This is a genomic window from Arcticibacterium sp. SM2516 (genome assembly GCF_057914865.1).
In genome coordinates this window covers 2,781,211-2,796,404 of the sequence record NZ_CP195290.1, presented here as the reverse complement: position 1 = coordinate 2,796,404, position 15,194 = coordinate 2,781,211, and the positions used below count along the sequence as shown (strand labels likewise).

Sequence of the window (15,194 nt, the reverse complement as noted above, 5' to 3'; positions counted from 1 at the left end):
TAGGGATGTTTTATATTATTTTTTTATCAGCATATTGATGCTATAAGCATCAGATTGGTATTAAGAGGTTTTTAGAGTCTATAAGAGCGGTAATGTTTAATTTGTTCTAGCACCTTCGGTTTGAACTGTTCGGAATTTCGGACTAGTTGCTTCATATTTGTTCCCGTGGAGAGTTTGAATAGGGAATTATTCTCTTAAATTAATTATTGCCTTGAGTCTAGAATTTAGACTTATTAACTTTTATATATTTCTCTGTATTCATTCTATTTACTCCGGCTTCTTCCACAATTTCATCACCACTTTGTATTAAGGTGTCGTTTCTGATTACTAGTGTAAAATGAAAGTCATTTCCTTCCCATTCTCTATCTGAGCAGTACTCAAGATTCTCTGTGTATTTGTTTCCTTCCAATTCATAAGTTCCTCCACCAGAAGAATATACTGCTGTACTATCTTTTCCTTTGGTTAAATCGTGTAGGAGGAAAGCGAAATGTGACTTATTAATAATTTTTATGAACGAGGTGTTCTGGTCGTATTTTGTAACTGTTTTAACTCCATTCTCTTCAAGAGTCGCTTCAAAAAGTTTCCAAGTTCCTTCAATTTCTGGGCTGCTAATATCAACAGCAGGACTACATGAAACAAGAGTAACCATCAACAGGAATAGTACTTTTTTCATTGGTTAAGTAATTGATGCTATGTTTTTAAAATTCTTAAAGGTAAAAACGGACTTGTAGCGAGCAAAAATCAAGAATTATATTCATAATAATAAGCTATTCCCTAGGAAGAGTCTCCCCAAGAGGAATTGGCTTTGTCCTTAGGCAGGGTATTCAAAGGTATTAGAATACGCTGCAAAGGGGCAATTCTGTCAATTCTTTTTCCAAATTCAAGTCAGCTTAAAAACTATCACAATTACAAGTGCTTATGGCTATGTTCTCCGCTATGTTCCAGCCAAAACTTGCAGATTCTAGCTCTTGACCTATTTCGCTTCTTTCGTAAGAGCAATAACATGCACTGCCATAATTAATACCAACGCTCTCGGTCATTTCTGTTCCACCAGAGCTAACATTAAAAGAGGAAATGATACAATCTTCATAGCGAATTTTATGATCTATAACATAGCGGTTGTCAATCATTCTTAAGAAAAACACTTCAACGTGAGCTATATGCCTGCCATCGGCTACAAATGACCTAATTCGGGTAGAATTAATATCAGATAACCTTGAGAAAGAGAGGTCCTGGAAATTAGATTTACCCGCTCCACTGCCACCGCCTAGATGAGTTGTAGATGAGTTTGATAGGCCATTAGATAAACTTAACACGTTTAAACCATCCGTAATGCCATCGCCATGAGCTGGACCCTTTATTCCTGATGAAGGGGCAAATTCTATCACTAAGGCCGACAGCCCACTTTCCATTGCTGGGTTTCGAAGGTATGCTGTGGTTTGGATGGTTCCGTCGGGGAATTTAACACCACCGCTGCTAGAGAATATAATGCCATTCACTTCTAACTCAGGAGCCGCCTCCATAGAAATATCTTGGGCAATCAATGTAAAAGGAGCAGCTAAAAGTAAGGCAATGAGGAACTGAATAGTTTTTATTTTCATGGTATTATTTTTTTTAGACTTGTGAAGGTAGGGATTATAGTCCCCGATCTAAAATTCCATGAAATCAAATGGGCATAGGGTGAGCAATGTGTTTTTTAAGGCTGAAACACTGTAAAAGCCAGAGGCTTTTTATCTCACCACACCGACGCTGTAAGCATCGGAGAGCGGAGTCCCAGCAGAGACCTTTGGACTTAAAGAACTCTGCAAAGGGAAATGTTAGAATAAATAAGAACGTGTTCCTATCTAACAAAATACTATTTGAAGTACGTTGAAAATTCACTCTCCTTAGCCTCTCCTACTAGTCATTAAGATATGAATTTTGAATGTACAAGTTTATTTTGTTGATGGTTTTTGCTTCGGTCCGACGTCTCGGGTTTTTGCCTTAACAAAAAGTAGGTGGGCACGCCTAGTGTTGACCGGCGAGGTAAGCGAAGAAACAGGATTTTATCCTTGATTTGTTTCGTTCTTTAGTTCGTCAGCTTGTTTTTGCCCCAACAAAAAGGAGGTGGGCACGCCTAGTGTTGACCGGCGAGGTCAGCGAAGAAACAGGATTTTATCGTTGATTTGTTTCGTTCTTTAGTTCGTCAGCTTGTTTTTGCCCCAACAAAAAGGAGGTAGGCACGCCTAGGCCTGACCAGCGAGGTCAGCGAAGAAACAGGGTTTTATCGTTGATTAATTTCGCTCTTTTAATAGAATATCAAAAAACAGGTTTACTTTTTCTCGGTTATTCCAAACAGCCATAAACTGTCCATGAGCCATACGTCTGGAGGCTTCCTTTGCCTTATGTGCCAGTTCACCTACAAAAAGCTGGTCTATGGTACGGAACCAAAGCTCAAGCCATTTGCCAAAGTGCTCCTGCTGGATGCCATGGGGCAAATTCTTGTCTACATTGAAATGCTTTAAAGTGGGGTTTCCTTTAAATTTAGCTATTCCAAAAAGATTGGTTTCCCAAAAATCCGTTAGTGTTTCTAAATGCTTTGGCCATTGCTATATGTTTATTGAAAATGGGGCCAATAAAGGGTTCTTTCCTTATGAAAATGTATTTACCAATAAGGCTATATCTGCTCTGGATTCTATTTCTTTCATTGGTCAGAATCTTCAATTACTTTTTCTACCCTAGCCACATCGTCAGACTTTGATAATGTAAGACGTACCACACTATCCTGAATAGCACTTAAATCGTGAGGGACATTGGCATCTAAAGTTAAAACATCGCCTTCTTTTATGCTGTGCACTGTATTTTCTACGCCAAAATCAATCTCACCTTTGAGCAAATGAACCACAATAGGGAATTTAGTTTGATGCTGTTTCATCACCTGTCCAGCTTTCAAAAGTATGCGTATTTCTTTAGAGAAGGCTGTTTCTAAAATTACTTTGGTTTTGATTTTATCTCCGAAAATCAAGTCTTCTTGGAATGATGTTAGTAGCATATTATTAGTTTACTTTTTGTAAAGAAACAAAGGAATCCGATGGCTAAATATGACCACTGTCATGGTGTAGCTTGAGTGACTCTACTTGTGATGATATTACTTTAAATTCAGAAGCTTTTTGTCGGCTATCTGATGCTGCAAACATTGGAGGGTGGAGCATTTCCTTCAGAAGTGCAGAGTCCCTGCTGAGACTTTGCAAGGGGTAATTCCTTAAGTTTTATTTAGTGATTCCTCAGAGTACCTAACGGTGACTGTACAAGGGAGAAAGGATAGGAGAACGGAATATTGTTTTAGCTCCAATCTTTATCAAATAGTTTTCTATCTTTTGATAATTCCAATATTTTTGATTCATTCAGTATTCTTTTGGATTCCTTACTATACTTGTTAATCCCGTCAATTGAGATGAAAATTTGATTCTTAAAACCTGAATATAGTTCGATTATTCTATCTACAGCGACATCTTCTATATTCTTAAAAAGTATTGAATCGTGTATTAGAAAGGGGAGGACTGTTAATTTTAAAATAGCTAAATCAAATTCGATAAGGTCTGCATAGGATTTTCCTGTCCCAGTATTTGAGGAATGGTCAAACTCATAAGTCTTCCTGCCTAATATAATTTTTGGAATTTTTTTTCCTTTGGCGTGAATCTTTTGATTGATTTCTATTAATTCTTTATTTATTGAGGTTTCAATTTCAGTTAAAATATCTTCAATGAGTACGTCAATATCAATTTCAATTTCTTTTACTTCTTCAGTAATATTAATTTTCTCTTGATAGAATCTATTCTCATTTTTAAGTTTATTAGATTCTATAGTTAAATCATAAATCTTATCAACGATATATTTAGGACTACTTACATTGCTTAATAATGAAGAGATTTCCAAATCAATTTCTTCTATTTTCTCAATAAATAAATCGTTTTCTTTTTCTAAGACCTCTTTGGTTGCGTTTAATTCCCTAGTGAGTATCAAGCTTATTTTATTATGAAAAGATTCAATTTCAATTATCTTTTCTTCATTCGGATTTTCAAAGAATGTAGATAGCCTATCTAGGTGTTTACTCTTGATACTTTTTTGGTTGAGATTTAAATCAAGACGCCTAATTTTATTTAAGATTATTGATTGTTCTTTTAATAATTTGCTTTTTTCAACTTTTAGGTCAATGACTTCTTTATTGGTTAGTTCCTCAATATTTAGGGTAAATTTTAAAATATTCTCTTTAATGTCTGTGATTTCCTTTTCAATATTTTCTAATTGACTACTGTTTTGCTCAAATGTAGTTTTAGTGATTTTAGGAATATAATTTTTACGTATTGCTCCATTCAAAAATTTCTTTGAATCTTTCTTGTCTTTCAATTTTTTTGTTGAGTCAACAATTTTATGGTAAAGGCCAAATAGTTTAATCAACCTGGAAATAGAATCTGCATCAGCTTCTTTTGGGAATGATAGTAATGGTTTATCTACGCTGTAATTGTTTTTGCCCCAAATTCTAGAAAACAAACTTACAACGTCTCTAAAAGAGATGTGAGCGTGAGTAATCTCATATAATTCCAAGATTTGAGAAGTGAATTCATTTAATGTAATTTCGGTTAAGGGGTTATATTCTTCATCACATACATTTACATTCGAAGGGTTTTCAGTATTCCTTGAAAAATGAAATTTTTTATCACCAAATAGAAACCCAAATTTAAATGTCAAATGCCCTAGGTGCTTAATACTGCCTGAATTCTTACTTAAAAATGAATTCCCTCCAAATACAAAATCTAGAATCATTAATAATGTAGACTTACCGATAGAATTGGTCGAAATATCATCACCTAAAACTGAATTTAAACCATTTGTAAATTCAATGGTTGGCTTAATGAATTGGTCGCATTTAATTTCTCTTAACATATTCTATATTTTCTGTTTCAAAGTCTACATTTATCATATCCAAAGCATAAAGTACATCTAGAGATATTATGAATTCATCAGTGTTTTTGAACTTTGGTTTTGTCTGGTTATACAATTCGTGAATATTTATTGACGACTTTTCTTGTAATTCTAAAATGGATATCATTTTATAAATAATAGATTCTTCAAAGCGTATGTTTTTGTTTGGATATATCATTTCAAAATATTTCGCAGTTTTGGATGAAATAAGAGATTATTATCTCGGAAGCGTCTCTATTTTCTTGTTTTGTCTGTTTTTGTAGCCAAGTTACCATTGCATCATAAATCTCCTTTTGATTAGTTCCTTGTTTCTTTAGAAGTAAATAATGGGTTTTTATTTGAGAAGAAATAATTTCTGTTGTCATCGGTTCAAGGAAGTCTAATTCCTTAAACTTTGCACTTATTTTATAGAAGTAATCTTGAACATTTTGATGTATTCTTCTTTTAGTCAAGACTGTAATTGAGTCATTTGTTTTATCCTCAATTGTTTTAGGGCTGTATTCAAGATTATCCTTAAATTCTAAATCTTGGGCAACAAGTAATTCGATTATTTCAAATATTTCTTTTTCAATACTAGTTTTTGACCAAATTTCTTGTTCCTTTTTTCTTTTAAGAATATCCCTTTTCTTTTTCACTAATTCACGATATTCATCCACAGTTTTATTTTTGTCGTATCTTTTGTGACAAGGGTTACATAAACAAAGTAAGTTATTTCCGTGGTCTAAATCTGAACTTAACTTTTCTTCATCTTTTAGAAGAATTACTTCGTGTGGTGAAGGGTTTAATGGGTAAATATGAGCTATTTCAAATCCTTTCTGATTTCTACCCCTTTTTTCATATATTAATATAGTTGGACACAATGGACAAACCCCATTGACTTCTGAATGTAGAATCAATTGTTCGTTTGGTGGTATTTTTCTTCTTTCTTTACTCAATGTTTTATTTGCCTTGTGGTTCTCAAAATTATTTAGGAATTAGCCATTAACCGGTAACATTCATTAGTAATATTTATAATTTTTACTTGGACTAAAATTACCCCCTTCCAAAACAAAAACCACCCAAAAATTCATTTATTGATTATTCGGTCATTTCATACAAAAATCCCACCCCAAATGGGTAGGATTAGTTGATGTAATTCATTTTCAAACTAAGGGGAGTATGATATGAAAACCAACAGTCATCACTGTTTCATATACTGTTTTCATCCATTAAGTTATTTGTCACAATTTTGGCTTTTAATGGCTAAAAGTTCCGCCAAATGCTTTATTGTTATGTCTTAAACAAGACGGGTTGCACCCGTCTCTATTAATATTATACCCCGCAGGGGTATGTCGGAATAAATTTTTCCTCTCGGAGACTCCGCAAGGGGACAGTATGTAGCCTTCGGTCAAAGCGTGAAAAATCCTGTCTAAGGTGGTGTGAAAAAAAGATTATCTGACGTTGAACACCAAGTGTTTAATAACCTACAGTTAGCTTTTTTCTGGCAACGCTTCACTTGTTTTAATGGTATTTTCTGCTGTGAGTATTTTCATTTGAGAAATGGCTATTTGGTTTAGTTTTACAAGCCTTTGGCTTTGTGGCAAATTATCATTTATAAATACCGCATTTAGGTTTTCTAGATTGGCTAGACATACGAGTTGAGTGACATTACTGTAATCTCTCATATTTCCAGTTTCGGAAGGGTTTTCTTCTCTCCACTGTTTGGCTGTTTTGCCATAGAGTGCCATATTGAGTACATCTGCCTCTGTAGCATATACCATTGCGGTTTGACTATTATTAAGACTATTTGGTATTAAATTTTGTTTAATAGCATCAGTATGGATGCGGTAATTTAACTTAGTTAAGCTTCGTTTTACATCCCAGTCTAGAGTTTTAGTTTCTTTTTCTTTAAGCCTTTGAAACTCCTTTATCAGATAAAACTTAAATTCTACAGAAACCCAAGACGCGAACTCTAAGGCAATGTCTAAATGTGCAAAGGTTCCGCCATACCTTCCTGCTTTTGAGGTTATTCCGATAGCGTTGGTCGTCGTAATCCATTTTTTAGGAGAAAGCACAAAGTGATTAAAACCTGCTTCATTTTTAAACTGGTCGAATTCGACCAGTTTGAAATCTGGATTATTTATTTTTCCCCAAAGTCCTAATAATTCAATGGTATTCTTATTTCGAAGCCAGTTTTTAATGATGTCAGCTGGAGCTTCTGGATTTTTATATTTTGCAATATCTGTTATGCAGATAAATTCCTTGTCTTGAATTGTAGTAAATCCAACATATAAACCTACTACTTCTATTTTACCATTTTTCTTGCTCGTAACTCGAGATATAGCATAGGTTTTAAGGTTACTTTTAAGATCTAAGTTATAAAAAAATAAAACTACCAGCTTAGAAAACATAAAACACCCAAAACCTCATTTATTGATTATTCGGTCATTCCACACCAAAAATCCCACCCAAATGGGCAGGATTAATTGCTAAGATTAAGGTTCTGAAACTTGCAAGTTTACATATTATCTGGCGTAATAGGAGCTGGCACACTGTTTTTGACAGGTTTTATAGACTTTAAGTAGGCAAAAATGTGAGATACATCTTCATCTGTCAAACTGGTGTAGTTAAACCAGGGCATGGTTGGCAATAGCATTCTTTCGCTATCCAATCCTTTAAATTTACCTTCCGTAATCGCTTTTTTGAATTGTGCTTCTGTCCAGTTTCCAAGTCCTGTTTCATCTGGTGTTAAATTACCCGCAAAAGAAACACCCCAAGGGCCAGCTGCAGCTGTTAGGTCAGGATATAGCATAGCAAAGCCAGCTTTAATCATAGGGTCGGTAAACTTCACTACGGGTCTTTCCTCAGGATAGCCAGATAACAATAATTCAGGAATTATTTCAGGTCCGTTCGGTCCCATTTGTTTAGGAGAATGGCAGTCATTACAGCCCATAATGGTGACCAGATATAAACCATGTTTCACAGCATCTTCAGGTTTTGAAGCTATTTCGGCAGGTTCTTCACTTGCGGTTTGTTGTTCATTGGAGCAGGAAATGATAAAAAAAGAAATGCTTGTTAGCAAGAGTAGAAATTTGTTCGTTTTCACAGGTTTGGCTAATTGTTTTGGGTAAGATATACGTGTCGTATATGAATACAATATTACATCCAATAAAAGCAGTAATTACTCTCAACTAGATCATCCTTTATTGAGTGGTCATTTTGGGGATGGCTTACACCAAAAATCCCACCCAAAATGGGCAGGGTGAGTCGATGTAACTCATTTTTATACTAAGGAAAGTTCGATATGAGAATCAATAGTCATCACTGGTTCATAGACTGCAATTCAATCCTTAAATTATTTGTCACAATTTTGGCTTTTACAGGCCAAAAGTTCCGCCAAATGCTTTACTGGCATAGCTTTAATAAGACGGGTTGCACCCATCTCTATTCAACTTATACCCCGCTGGGGTATCATAGAAATGAACATAATCCTTATTGCCAAAATACTGTTTAAAACACGGTCAAAATTTTATCCTGAGATTAATTTTACAATGGAAGTGTTAATGAAATTTTGAGGGTGTGAGTTTATTTTGGTAGATGGTTTTGGACGGTTCGCCGCTGCGATTCGTTTTTGCCTAAACAAAAAGGAGTCGGGGCTGCCCAAGCCTGTCCCTGTCTGCCGGTTTATCCGCCGATAGGAGGACAGGCAGGTGGAAAGACAACGAGTAAAAAGCTTTACTGAGATACCATAAATATGACGGGTTACACCCGTCTCTTTTTCCTTTAGCCAGAGTCTCCGTTAGAGCCTCTGGCTTGCTATAAGTAACCTCATATTCTTTACCATCTTGGGCAGTTGTTAAGTAATTCTTAATAACTGAATTTACCTTTAAATCTTTATCTTTCAGTATGTTTACGATTTGTAAACTAATGTTTGGTTAAGAGGTGTCAAAAAGTTCTGCATGCTGTTTAGATGTTTATCCGTAGCGTTTTTAAGACCTGTCTGTCGGCTACTAGAATTACCACCACATTCTTTCTGGCAACCAGCTATATCCTTTTCCCTTTTTATTGATATAACCTAGCCCCGGCCAGGGAATATGAAAGCCAAAACATCGCATCCTTTTTTCTGCCGCCATAGAAAATATTCTTTCTCTAGAAGCAATAGCCACAGCTGGGGAGTGGTCTAACTTAATGGACCAAGCAGGGTTTTCAAACATTAAAACACCATTATGAGATAAATCTACTATATGAAATAAAGAATCTTCTCCGGAGGTTATTTTATAAACCGCATGGCCTGGCGTATGTCCAAAACCATTCTCTATGGTCACCAAATTGTCCAATAACACACTTCCAGTTTTCACCGCTTGTATTTGGGGAGAGAGTATTTCAAATTGCTTTTTAGCATGCTTAACCATGCTAGGAATCCAAGATGGATTTCTGTTAGAATTAGAAAAGTCTGGATTTTTTTGTCGCCAAAAGTTAAACTCCTCTTGTGTGTTAAAAATAGCGGCATTAGGAAACATAGGTTTACCCTCTGGCCCTACAAAACCATCAATATGATCTCCATGAGCATGACTTAAAAAACCTGCCGTGACATCCCTTTTATCAATTCCAATAGCACTTAATCCTTCCTGAAACCAGCCTCTTTCAGAATTGTTTACTATGCCATAACCCGCATCAAAAATGATAACCTCTTTCCCCTTTCTAATGACTAAAATATTTATATACATGGGCAAAAAACCAGGGTCTTCATGATTAGAGAGCATGGCTTCCCGCATTTGGGTATGAGAGCTGGTGGGCTCCATAAGATCTAAACCCGCATCAAAAAGCATAAAACCATCACTGATAGACCATGCTTCTAATTCACCTATCCGAAAAGAATAAATGTGCGGGTTACGTTTGGTGACCACAGCATTATTTGCCAAGATAGGAACGGAACCCATAGTAATCCCACCGGCGGTGAGTCCCATTTTCTTTATTAGATTTCTTCTTGTGATATTCTTATTCATATGTATATTTCTTAATGGCCATATAAAGCCATAAGCAAGATAGCCATTATCTAAGTGAAGACAAGTTCATTAAGGCAGTTTTGAAATGAGTGTTTTAAGATTATCCAAAACTAAATCAGGTTCATCCATAAAGATATAATGCCCAGCTTTGGTGGTGGTGATATGCGAAAAATCTGTTAAACCCGTTTTTAGTAAATGCTGAGCATCATACCATTTTTGCCTGTCTGCAGCATTATGTGAAGCGTCCACTTTCATACTGGTCAATACTATCGTGGGGACGTTTGGCAAACTAGGCAAAGACCTCATATATTCTGAATCTTCTTTTAACTCTCTGGCTTCCATTACGGCTCCAGAACCTTCTCCAAAGCTTTTCAAAAACGTATTATAAATTAAATCTTCCTCAGCTTGAGTAGGATTATTATAAGCTTCATGTGAAGGGTCTATGAATAAAAGTCCAGCTGTTTTTGAAGGGTTCTTGATGGCATAATCTCTAATAATCATTCCAGCTATGGAATGCCCAACCAATATAACCTTTCTGCCTTCTGCAAATTTATCAATAACACTACCTAGCTCTTCGCTTAGTTTCGCAATATTCCTTGGCATTGTGGCTTTTTCAGAGTCGCCATAACCTGCTCTGTCATATAGCAATACGTCTTCAGTGGCACTTATGGCAGTGGGCAGCTTTTTTTGATGCCAAATAACATGGCTATCCCCTAATCCAGAATCGAATACGATTAAGTATTTCGTATTATTTATGATGGAAAAACTTGCCAGTTTATGCGTACCTAAGTCCACAGTTAAAGTTGTAAAATTCTCAGGCGTGACTTGTGCAGTTTTACATGCCAATAAAAGAGTTAAACAGAAAATAATAGCAAAGAGCTTACTCATCTTTTTAAAAGTTTAATGCCGTAAAACTATCCAATCTACTATCACTTTAATCCACATTTTCACTTAAATCTTCATGCCTCTTTTGGGAGATTAGGGATAACATACTAAAAGCAAAACAATTAAGCGAAAGCTTTACTTAAACAGCACCCTTTTACCGTAAAATAAAGTGTTTCTGAATTTGCGTATGGCGGTTTACATAATGGCTATATTCATACTGATGTTAGGAATAGAGGTGTCAAAAAGTTCTGCAATTTGTTTTTGATTCATCCAAACCACACCATCTTTGGCATAAAGAGACACCGCAGCTCTGCCGTCCTGAGTGTTGTAAATGATTATGTCTCTCATAAAAATGTTTTCAGAAAATAAGGATTTACTTTATCAAAAGTAGCAATAGCTTACAAAATGCCATTCGGCAAGAATTAAAATTAGCCTCTTCCATAACAAAAACACCCAAAACCTCATTTATTGATTATTCGGTCATTACGCACAACAAAATCCACCCAAAATGGGCGGGCAAGTCGATATAATTCAATTTTTAACTAGAGAGAGTTTGATATAAAAATCTATAATCACCACTGATTCATAAACTGCTAATCATCCCTTAAAATATTTGTCACAATTTTGGCTTTTAATGGCCAAAAGTTCCGCCAAATGCTTTATTGGCATAGCTTTAATAAGACGGGTTGCACCCTTTTCTATTTACCTTATACACCGCTGGGGTATGTCGGAATGCATTTTGTTTTTTATCTCTGGAGAAGGTAAAAGCAAATCTAAGCTTACTCCGCTAATAAGGTATTAATATCCTCAATCAGCTGCTCCATCTCAAAAGCCAAAGTGCCATTATAAATTCCACGGATTCTTTTGGTTTTGTCTACCAGAATAAAGTGCTCCGTATGTAAAAAGTCAGTGCTGTCTTTGCTGAAGCCAATATCCTCTTCGGCATAATAGGATTTTCTGGCTAAATCGTAAATGTCAGCTTGTGAACCGGTAAGGAATTGCCAGTTTTTGTTATCTATGTAATTACTTTCCTTGTAGGCCTTTAAAACACTTGGCGTGTCTATCCAAGGCGTAACGGAGTAGGATAATAGCACGAGGTCTTTAAATTTGTCACTCACCATTTTCATATGCTCGGTCATGGTAGGGCAGATGCTGCCACAGGAAGTGAAGATGAAATTGGCCACATGAATTTTATCTTGAATGATACTTTGGTCAATCAAAACACTGTCCTGATTTAGGAATTGAAAATCTGAAATGGTATGCGTGATTTCCGTTGACACATCTGAAGTTTCATTTACAAAGACTGGCGTAAAAGTAGGGTCGTTATAATACGGCAAGGCTAAGCCTTCTGTCTCTTTTTCATGACAGCCTAAAAGCCAAATACTACTTACTAATAAAAATGCTATCCGATACATTGACACAATTTTTTGTTCCTAATAATCCAAATCTCTTACCGTCCATAATTACATAATTGGCCCTGATTTTTCCGTTATCATACCATAGTTTTTGCGTGCCTTCCTCTTGTCCGTTGGTATAATGAGCCAAATGAATGAGCAGTCCCGCATTATTCCATTCCTTCATTTCACCCTCGTAGGCGTCGTTTTTGGCGGTATATTCAAAACGTTTATTGCCATTTTCAAAGAAGGCTACTTGCTGTCCATTTTTTGCACCTTTAGCGTAATGACGGACTTCCATTAAACTTTTATCGTCATACCATTTCTTTGCAGTGCCCTCTTTCAAACCATTTAGATAACCTTCCAAAAGAAGCGTATCGCCAGTTGTTGGATGTAATTCGTAGACGTAGCCCGAGTATTTTTTGTCATTCAGATAAAGGAAATTGTCCGCATTAGTAACCCTAGATTTCAGAATATAGGAATCGGGAATATCTGTTTTACAAGCATAAAGCAAAAGCACTACGGCACTTAAATAATAGTATCTCATTATTGCGTTACCGTTCCTGGCTTTCCATAAAATCCATTTCCATTGATGTATGGAGCAGAGTTGGTTACATGATAATGATAAATGCCGTCAGGGTAATCTGCCGTGGCATGGGCATGACCATGAAATTGGTCTAAACCAGTCACTGCTAAACCGTTTTCTTCTGGCCCGTAAACTGGAAAACCATCTAATAGAAAACCAAGTAAGGCAGATTTGCTTGCTGTTACGGTGGTTAAATAAAGCGGCTCTATGTGATAATGGAAGGTTCCGTTAGCGGTAGGGTGCCCCCAATATTTATCAAAACTTTGAAATTCATCTGTAAGTGGCTGATTTGGGCCAGCGTATTGATTAAAAAAAGGAACGCCGTTTAGCGAAACACCAATGGCTCCTAATGGTGTGGCAGCATGATTGGTGGCTACGACAGGCTTTATTGGGATTTTAAAAGAATAATCAAACGTAGCAATGGTATTTGGGTTTTTCTTGAAAGTATATCCTTCAAATGTGGTGCCGCTAAAGTTTTCGAATAAAGCACTAGAGCTCGGGTAATAAACGCTTTTATGGTCTGGCGTGCCGATTGTTTTAATCGTTACATAAGTGCCGTCACTTGTAACGCTGGTAGCTCCATAAATTTTAGAATATACCGCAGGAACATCTAAACTGGAATCTGGTTTTGCAGGGGTATCTGCATCTTTACTGCAGTTCATAAAGGTGAAAAAAAAGAGTATGGCTAGATAGCGGTAGCTTTTATTGAATTTCATTTTCAAAGAGATTTTTAAATAGGTTAATAAGACGTTAATTCTAGGCTTAGGTTTAAAGCAAGTGACCGTTTTTTTTCGTGAAACGTTACTTCCTTATTTGTCGTAATTCATTTTCTAAGGCTGTTTTTGCAGCTAAATGTGTGCTATTCGGTGTTCCTGATAATAAATCCATGGTTTCGTATGGGTCGCTCATGAGATCATACATTTCTTTATTTCCGTTGGCGTTTGTGATGAGTTTATAGGTTTTGTTGCGAATAGCCCAGCCATCCGTTCTTCCATCATTCATTTCAGAATATTGAAAGTTTCGGATGGTGCTAGAGGAAGACAATAAAGAGGCGAAGCTTTTGCTGTCATTTATTTCTGTGACTTCTGTTCCTGCCAAATTTGCAATGGTGGCAAAGAGGTCGGTGCCACAAATGAGGTTATCGTCCATGCCTGTTCGGCTAACACCACTTCCGCTAATATACAAGGGTGTATTAATACCCCCTTGATATAATGTGCCCTTAGCTGTCCGAGTGGAATAGGGAAATTGAGCGACTTGATTCGGTGTTCCATTATCGCCCAGAAAAATGATGATGGTGTTATCTCGCTCCTCTCGCGGAATAGCCGCTATCAGTCTACCTATTTGGAAATCCATGGCTTCTATAGCTGCCATATAATAAGGCGTGCCATCCATGCCGTTCTTGAATTCTGGCAGCGTTCCTTGTGAATGCATATGGCTAGGAGGGGTATGAAAAGGAATGTGCGGGGCATTATAGGCCATCCACATAAACCATGGTTTTTCTTGTTGCCCTATCCAGTCAATACCCAAATCTGTGAGGTATGCTGTCGAATATGCTGTTTGTATAGAAGAAGAGCCATCTTCACTGAGGGTCCAGTTATAGTAATCTGCTACTGTTCCGCTGGCTATTCCTGAGAAATAATCTATGCCAAATAGTTCTGGGTTGATGTTTGGAGTATTTCCCGATAAATGCCATTTGCCCACCACTGCTGTGGCATAGGCATTATTGGTTTGTTCATTGATATAGTTTTGTAAAACCGTTTCAGACTCGGAAAGGAGGTCGCCCGCCCATTTTACGCCTGTGCGGTAGCCATATTTGCCAGTTAGTAAAGATGCCCTTGTAGGGGAGCAGGTGGGGTTTACCCACAAATTACTAAAGCTTAGGCCTGCGTTTTTTAAGTTATTCAAATTCGGCGTGTTCGGTTTAATACTGCCTTCAGAAAAACCGAAAGAGGCATCTTTTCCCATATCGTCTGCTATGAGCAGTAAGATATTGGGTCTTGAAGATATATGCTCTGTAGTGGCTTTAGGAGCATCTTTATTGCATTTTAATAAGAAAATTGCCGAAAATAGAGCGGAAAGGATATATCGAAATAGCATTTAAAGGAAATTGATTCCTTGCTCAGACTGAATTTCTCTGTATAGGTTTAACGGGCTTCGTGATTTTCTACTTATCATAAGCTTTTCTGTTCCGCTGTATGATCCCATATTTCAGTTTTACTTCCTTGTAAAAGCCAACCAATGACACCTTGGAAAGGTTTTTTTCCAGGACAGGGCTAAGAACCGATTTATGGTAGTAAACGAATACTGCGGGTCAACGTTGGCGTGTATCACGCAGGATTCAGGAACAAGAATGGATACATTTTTCAGGAGCAGACCTAGAAA

The 15,194-nt window shown here is 36.6% G+C and carries 16 protein-coding genes; all 16 read right to left on the bottom strand.

What is annotated here, in order from left to right:
* Nucleotides 1-217 precede the first annotated feature (217 nt).
* Entirely contained in the window at nt 218-673 is a 456-nt protein-coding gene (locus tag ACSBFT_RS11605; RefSeq protein ID WP_489604748.1) for a hypothetical protein, read from the bottom strand.
* Between the two features lie 217 nt (nt 674-890).
* Nucleotides 891-1,601, bottom strand: a complete 711-nt coding sequence (locus ACSBFT_RS11600; protein WP_489604747.1) for a type VI secretion system tube protein Hcp — start codon at nt 1,599-1,601, stop codon at nt 891-893.
* Nucleotides 1,602-2,273: 672 nt separating this feature from the next.
* The gene (locus tag ACSBFT_RS11595; protein WP_489604746.1) at nt 2,274-2,477 is read right to left on the bottom strand and encodes a globin family protein; all 204 of its coding nucleotides are present in this window, start codon (nt 2,475-2,477) and stop codon (nt 2,274-2,276) included.
* 206 nt (nt 2,478-2,683) lie between these two features.
* Nucleotides 2,684-3,031, bottom strand: a complete 348-nt coding sequence (locus tag ACSBFT_RS11590; protein ID WP_489604745.1) for a cupin domain-containing protein — start codon at nt 3,029-3,031, stop codon at nt 2,684-2,686.
* Nucleotides 3,032-3,321: 290 nt separating this feature from the next.
* A complete protein-coding gene (locus ACSBFT_RS11585) occupies nt 3,322-4,923 on the bottom strand; it encodes a DUF2326 domain-containing protein (RefSeq protein ID WP_489604744.1) in 1,602 nt (533 codons plus the stop codon).
* Nucleotides 4,907-5,140, bottom strand: coding sequence for an ABC-three component system middle component 7 (locus ACSBFT_RS11580; RefSeq protein WP_489604743.1), 234 nt, complete (start codon nt 5,138-5,140; stop codon nt 4,907-4,909). Before ACSBFT_RS11580 ends, ACSBFT_RS11585 begins: the two co-directional genes overlap by 17 nt.
* Nucleotide 5,141: 1 nt before the next feature.
* The gene (locus ACSBFT_RS11575; RefSeq protein WP_489604742.1) at nt 5,142-5,897 is read right to left on the bottom strand and encodes an ABC-three component system protein; all 756 of its coding nucleotides are present in this window, start codon (nt 5,895-5,897) and stop codon (nt 5,142-5,144) included.
* A gap of 534 nt (nt 5,898-6,431) precedes the next feature.
* Nucleotides 6,432-7,352: a KilA-N domain-containing protein gene (locus tag ACSBFT_RS11570; protein WP_489604741.1), complete on the bottom strand. Its 921-nt coding sequence runs from the start codon at nt 7,350-7,352 to the stop codon at nt 6,432-6,434.
* A gap of 107 nt (nt 7,353-7,459) precedes the next feature.
* Entirely contained in the window at nt 7,460-8,047 is a 588-nt protein-coding gene (locus ACSBFT_RS11565; RefSeq protein ID WP_489604740.1) for a diheme cytochrome c-553, read from the bottom strand.
* Nucleotides 8,048-8,957: 910 nt separating this feature from the next.
* A complete protein-coding gene (locus tag ACSBFT_RS11560; RefSeq protein ID WP_489604739.1) occupies nt 8,958-9,947 on the bottom strand; it encodes an MBL fold metallo-hydrolase in 990 nt (329 codons plus the stop codon).
* Nucleotides 9,948-10,016: 69 nt separating this feature from the next.
* Nucleotides 10,017-10,835 carry an alpha/beta fold hydrolase gene (locus tag ACSBFT_RS11555; protein ID WP_489604738.1) on the bottom strand — a complete coding sequence of 273 codons (819 nt, stop codon included), beginning with the start codon at nt 10,833-10,835 and terminating at the stop codon, nt 10,017-10,019.
* A gap of 192 nt (nt 10,836-11,027) precedes the next feature.
* Nucleotides 11,028-11,180, bottom strand: a complete 153-nt coding sequence (locus tag ACSBFT_RS11550) for a virulence RhuM family protein (protein WP_489604737.1) — start codon at nt 11,178-11,180, stop codon at nt 11,028-11,030.
* 431 nt (nt 11,181-11,611) lie between these two features.
* Nucleotides 11,612-12,247 (bottom strand): SCO family protein, encoded by a 636-nt coding sequence (locus tag ACSBFT_RS11545; protein WP_489604736.1) that lies wholly within the window; start codon nt 12,245-12,247, stop codon nt 11,612-11,614.
* On the bottom strand, nt 12,216-12,773 hold the full coding sequence (locus ACSBFT_RS11540; protein ID WP_489604735.1) for a toxin-antitoxin system YwqK family antitoxin: 558 nt from the start codon (nt 12,771-12,773) through the stop codon (nt 12,216-12,218). The genes ACSBFT_RS11545 and ACSBFT_RS11540 overlap by 32 nt, the downstream gene beginning before the upstream one ends.
* Nucleotides 12,773-13,528 (bottom strand): YHYH protein, encoded by a 756-nt coding sequence (locus ACSBFT_RS11535; protein WP_489604734.1) that lies wholly within the window; start codon nt 13,526-13,528, stop codon nt 12,773-12,775. Before ACSBFT_RS11535 ends, ACSBFT_RS11540 begins: the two co-directional genes overlap by 1 nt.
* 85 nt (nt 13,529-13,613) lie before the next feature.
* Nucleotides 13,614-14,909 (bottom strand): sulfatase-like hydrolase/transferase, encoded by a 1,296-nt coding sequence (locus ACSBFT_RS11530; protein ID WP_489604733.1) that lies wholly within the window; start codon nt 14,907-14,909, stop codon nt 13,614-13,616.
* Nucleotides 14,910-15,194: the final 285 nt, after the last annotated feature.

What these genes read in the sequence shown, in the direction of transcription:
- ACSBFT_RS11590 (WP_489604745.1), bottom strand. Translation starts at nt 3,031, where the DNA reads ATGCTACTAACATCATTCCAAGAAGACTTGATTTTCGGAGATAAAATC.
- ACSBFT_RS11545 (WP_489604736.1), bottom strand. Translation starts at nt 12,247, where the DNA reads ATGTATCGGATAGCATTTTTATTAGTAAGTAGTATTTGGCTTTTAGGC.
- ACSBFT_RS11550 (WP_489604737.1), bottom strand. Translation starts at nt 11,180, where the DNA reads ATGAGAGACATAATCATTTACAACACTCAGGACGGCAGAGCTGCGGTG.
- ACSBFT_RS11530 (WP_489604733.1), bottom strand. Translation starts at nt 14,909, where the DNA reads ATGCTATTTCGATATATCCTTTCCGCTCTATTTTCGGCAATTTTCTTA.
- ACSBFT_RS11585 (WP_489604744.1), bottom strand. Translation starts at nt 4,923, where the DNA reads ATGTTAAGAGAAATTAAATGCGACCAATTCATTAAGCCAACCATTGAA.
- ACSBFT_RS11555 (WP_489604738.1), bottom strand. Translation starts at nt 10,835, where the DNA reads ATGAGTAAGCTCTTTGCTATTATTTTCTGTTTAACTCTTTTATTGGCA.
- ACSBFT_RS11600 (WP_489604747.1), bottom strand. Translation starts at nt 1,601, where the DNA reads ATGAAAATAAAAACTATTCAGTTCCTCATTGCCTTACTTTTAGCTGCT.
- ACSBFT_RS11560 (WP_489604739.1), bottom strand. Translation starts at nt 9,947, where the DNA reads ATGAATAAGAATATCACAAGAAGAAATCTAATAAAGAAAATGGGACTC.
- ACSBFT_RS11540 (WP_489604735.1), bottom strand. Translation starts at nt 12,773, where the DNA reads ATGAGATACTATTATTTAAGTGCCGTAGTGCTTTTGCTTTATGCTTGT.
- ACSBFT_RS11535 (WP_489604734.1), bottom strand. Translation starts at nt 13,528, where the DNA reads ATGAAATTCAATAAAAGCTACCGCTATCTAGCCATACTCTTTTTTTTC.
- ACSBFT_RS11570 (WP_489604741.1), bottom strand. Translation starts at nt 7,352, where the DNA reads ATGTTTTCTAAGCTGGTAGTTTTATTTTTTTATAACTTAGATCTTAAA.
- ACSBFT_RS11580 (WP_489604743.1), bottom strand. Translation starts at nt 5,140, where the DNA reads ATGATATATCCAAACAAAAACATACGCTTTGAAGAATCTATTATTTAT.
- ACSBFT_RS11605 (WP_489604748.1), bottom strand. Translation starts at nt 673, where the DNA reads ATGAAAAAAGTACTATTCCTGTTGATGGTTACTCTTGTTTCATGTAGT.